Annotated in this window: 3 protein-coding genes and 1 pseudogene; 1 reads left to right on the top strand and 3 read right to left on the bottom strand. The window is 61.9% G+C overall.

The genetic code is table 11. From position 1 onward, the window contains the following. Positions 1-191 (bottom strand): annotated as a pseudogene (locus tag QZ522_RS18580) (S-methyl-5'-thioadenosine phosphorylase); the annotation flags it as partial. Positions 192-306: 115 nt separating this feature from the next. Next, complete coding sequence (locus QZ522_RS18575) at positions 307-1131, bottom strand: cysteine hydrolase (RefSeq protein ID WP_294615099.1); 825 nt, start codon at positions 1129-1131, stop codon at positions 307-309. Between the two features lie 130 nt (positions 1132-1261). Here QZ522_RS18575 and QZ522_RS18570 point away from each other — a divergent pair, with 130 nt between their 5' ends. Continuing rightward, positions 1262-2188 (top strand): AraC family transcriptional regulator, encoded by a 927-nt coding sequence (locus tag QZ522_RS18570; RefSeq protein WP_294615096.1) that lies wholly within the window; start codon positions 1262-1264, stop codon positions 2186-2188. 9 nt (positions 2189-2197) lie between these two features. On the opposite strand, the gene QZ522_RS18565 is transcribed toward QZ522_RS18570, so the two are convergent. Further along, positions 2198-3429 (bottom strand): diguanylate cyclase (locus QZ522_RS18565; RefSeq protein ID WP_294615093.1); only part of this gene is annotated, 1232 nt, incomplete at its 5' end.

The raw sequence follows: 3429 nt of genomic DNA, 5'->3' as shown, positions 1-3429 counted from the left end.
GTCGGCGAATGCACATGACCGCGCCCGTGACGCGGCAGGAAGGCCATTTTGACGCCGTCAAGCATGCCTGTCAGGATCTGGTCCGAGGGCGCCCCCCAGGGGGTTTCAACTGCCTGCCAGCTGGCATTCACCAGCCCGTCAATGTCATATAGGCCAGAGCCGCCGATTACGCCGATCATGGTTTCAGTCATGGATTTTCCCTGTCGCCTGTGGTGTCTGGAAACGTGTTACGACGGTTTGCGGGAAAAGAAAATGCCTGCACCCGTGAGGGGTGCAGGCCGGAGACGCATGCCACGCAGGGCAGGATCAGCCCAGCTTCTCGACAACCTCATCTGTGCTCCAGAGCGCATTCGCCATGTAGCGGAAGTTGGTCAGCGCGGCGAGATAGCCGTCACCCTCGGGCAGCATGGCGGCGGCGGTCCCGTCAGAGACCACGGCGACCTCAAAACCCTGCTCAAGCAGCTCGCGCAAATGGCTTTCGGTGCACAGGTTGGCCGACATGCCCGCCAGGATCACCTGGTCAATGCCGCGTTTGCGCAGTTGCAGCACAAGATCGTTGGTCTCGGGGCCGTAAACTTTGTGCGGTGAGCAAATGATGGTCTGACCGTCAAGAATATCGTCTTTGTATTCAGGCATGTAATCGGCGCCCGATCCGTCGAACCCGTCAAGCGACAGCGGGCCTTTGCGGTCGAACATGCCGATCTTGTGCATCAATTTTTCAAGCGCGCCTTCGAATTTCCAGCCGTGATCGGTGGGGTAATAGTAATGTGGCGACACTGCGACGGGGATGCCCTTGGCCTTGGCTGCACGAAACAGACGGCCGATATTTTCGACGGTGTTGTTGCGCGTTACGCTTTCTCCGACCACGCCCCAGGTTACCCCTTCGGGCGACAGGAAATCGACTTGCGGGTCGGTGACCACAAGGGCCGTGCGCGACAGGTCAAGCACCATGTCACTTGGCGGAAGCGCCGGTTGCGCAGGGGGCGCATAGGGGTCTGCGGCCTGTGCCTCGGCGGTGCCTGCGGCAAAGGTGGCGGCGGTTGCCGCGCCAAGCGCCGCGGTGCCAGTCAGGGCCTGGCGGCGGGTAAATTTGGGGTCATGGTCATGCGAGTGATCAGAGCAGTTGCACATAGCGTAATCCTTTTCGGCTGTGGTTTCACAAGACCCAAGGTGACAGGGGTGATGTGCCTTTTCGTCCCAATATTGGCACTTCACGATTTGTTTTGGTGTCCAATTAACCGATCCATGGCAGGCTCGTGGCATGAAGACAGTCAATCAGATGCCCGCCCCGCACGACCATGTTCTGACCGAACTGGATATTCGCGCCGACCCCTTCGCGATCTGCGCGCTTGAGGGGGCCTGTACGCTTGGCCTTGGCCGCGCCACGGGGGCGACCCTGCATTACGTGCTTGGCGGGCGGGGGCAGATCAGCTTTCAGTCACTGCCGTCGATTGATCTGATGCCGGGGCGGCTGGTGCTTGTGCCGTCAAGCCTGCATCACTCGCTGCACAACCATGGCGGCGGGCAGGTGGGCCTGCCTGAATGTCGCCCTGTCGGGCTTGATCTTGAAGAACATGTCGCGCGCGGCGAGGGATGCGGCAATATGGTGGTGCTCTGCTCGTCGGTCCGGCTTGGCCTGCGCGATACGCACGGGCTTGTCGATCTGATGCGCACGCCGCTGACGCTTGATCTCGCCGATGCGCCGGGCGTCGAGCGGGCAATCAATGCCTTGGTGGATGAGGTGAAGCAACCGCGCACCGGGCGTCGCGCGATGATCCGGGTGCTGTTGCTGCAATGCGTGATCGAGATGCTGCGTCAGCGCCTTGATGCCGGTGATCCGGCGGTTCTATGGGTTGGCGCGCTGGCCAATCCGGGGCTCTGGCGGAGCCTGCGTGCGATGCTTGACGATCCGGGCGGCGCGCATTCCCTGGAAGGGCTGGCAGAGATCGCGGGGATGAGCCGGTCGCGCTTTGCCGAGCGGTTTCAGGCCTCTTATGGTCGCGCGCCGATGGGGTTCTTGCGCGCGCTTCGACTGGCGCGCGCGGCGCAGCTTTTGAGCGAGCGGCGCGAACCGGTGAAACGCGTCGCCGAGATGGTGGGATTTAGCAGCAGAAGCGCCTTTACCCGTGCCTTTATCGAGGTCTGGGGTCAGTCGCCGCGCGCGTATCGCCACGACAAGACCGCGTAGCTTTCCGGTTCAGGCCGCCGAGCGGGCACAGAATGTTACCTTGTTGCGCCCCTGCGCCTTGGCCACGTAAAGTGCGCGATCGGCCTCTTCCAGAAGGCGGTCGACACTGGGCGCGACATGGGCCGGGCCCTGTGGAACCATGGTCACACCGATGCTGATGGTGACATGCAGAGGGTCGCTCTGGCCTGCTATCTTGATTGGTGTCTGGCGGATCATATGACAAAGACGGTCGGCGGTTTGCCGGGCGCGGGCGCGGGTGGTTCCGAGGGTCACGATCAGAAACTCTTCGCCTCCGATCCGTGCCAGCATGTCGCCGTCACGCAGATGGGCGCGAATCTTGTTCGTGACGGCGCAGAGCACGCTGTCGCCGGCAGCGTGGCCAAAGCGGTCATTCACCGTCTTGAAAAAATCCAGATCAGCGACCATCACCGCAAATGGCTCTTGGGTCTTGTGCCAATCCTCAATGATCTGGTTCAGGAATGGTAGCGCATAGCGGCGGTTATAGGCCCCGGTCAGGGGATCGGCCATCGCCGCCTGAAGCCCCGACAAAAGCTGCGCGCGCATCCGCTCGCCGCGCCGCTTGTGGCGCAGCTGGTTGGCCATCCGCCGCGCGAGTTCATGGCGATCCGACAGCCCGAAGATCACATCATTTGCCCCCATATCAAGCAGGGTGACGGCCAGCGGGCTCGAATCATCGTCCAAAAGTGCGATCACGGGACAGGCATGGGTGCGTTGTGCCGCCTTCAACTCGGCCAGAAGGCGCAGCCCGTCTTCGGCATCCGCAAGACCAATCCGCAATATATAGACATCCGCGATCGGCTGGCTTGCGGGAATCGGCATCGCCTGATCGGTGCCAAAGGCAGTGAACTGATGGTCCGAATCTTGCGATATCATCCCCTGAAGCGCGAGCGCTTCGGGCTTGGTAGGCGCGACGATGGCGATGTGGCCGGGTGACTGAAACTCGCGCCGGGCCTCGTCAAATCCACGAACAGGGGCCGCCCCCGAGTGGACGGTAAGATCGTGATTGTTGTAATGCTGGCGCAAGAGGTTGCGCAGCCGCGCAAGCAAAAGCGATTCTTGCACGGGTTTGGTCAGGATATCATCAGCCCCCGCGCGCAGAACGGCGCGGCGCTCTTCTGCCGAACAGTTGGTTTGCAACAGGATGATCGGGGTGGTTGCCAGCGCCCTGATCTGGCGCAATGCGGTCACAAAGTCGGCTGCGCCAATACCCGACAGTTGGG

It is taken from the genome of uncultured Roseovarius sp. (assembly GCF_913054395.1).
Classification (GTDB): Bacteria; Pseudomonadota; Alphaproteobacteria; order Rhodobacterales; family Rhodobacteraceae; genus Roseovarius.
The sequence above is the reverse complement of the archived record's forward strand: the minus strand, read 5'-3'. Positions and strand labels throughout refer to the sequence as shown.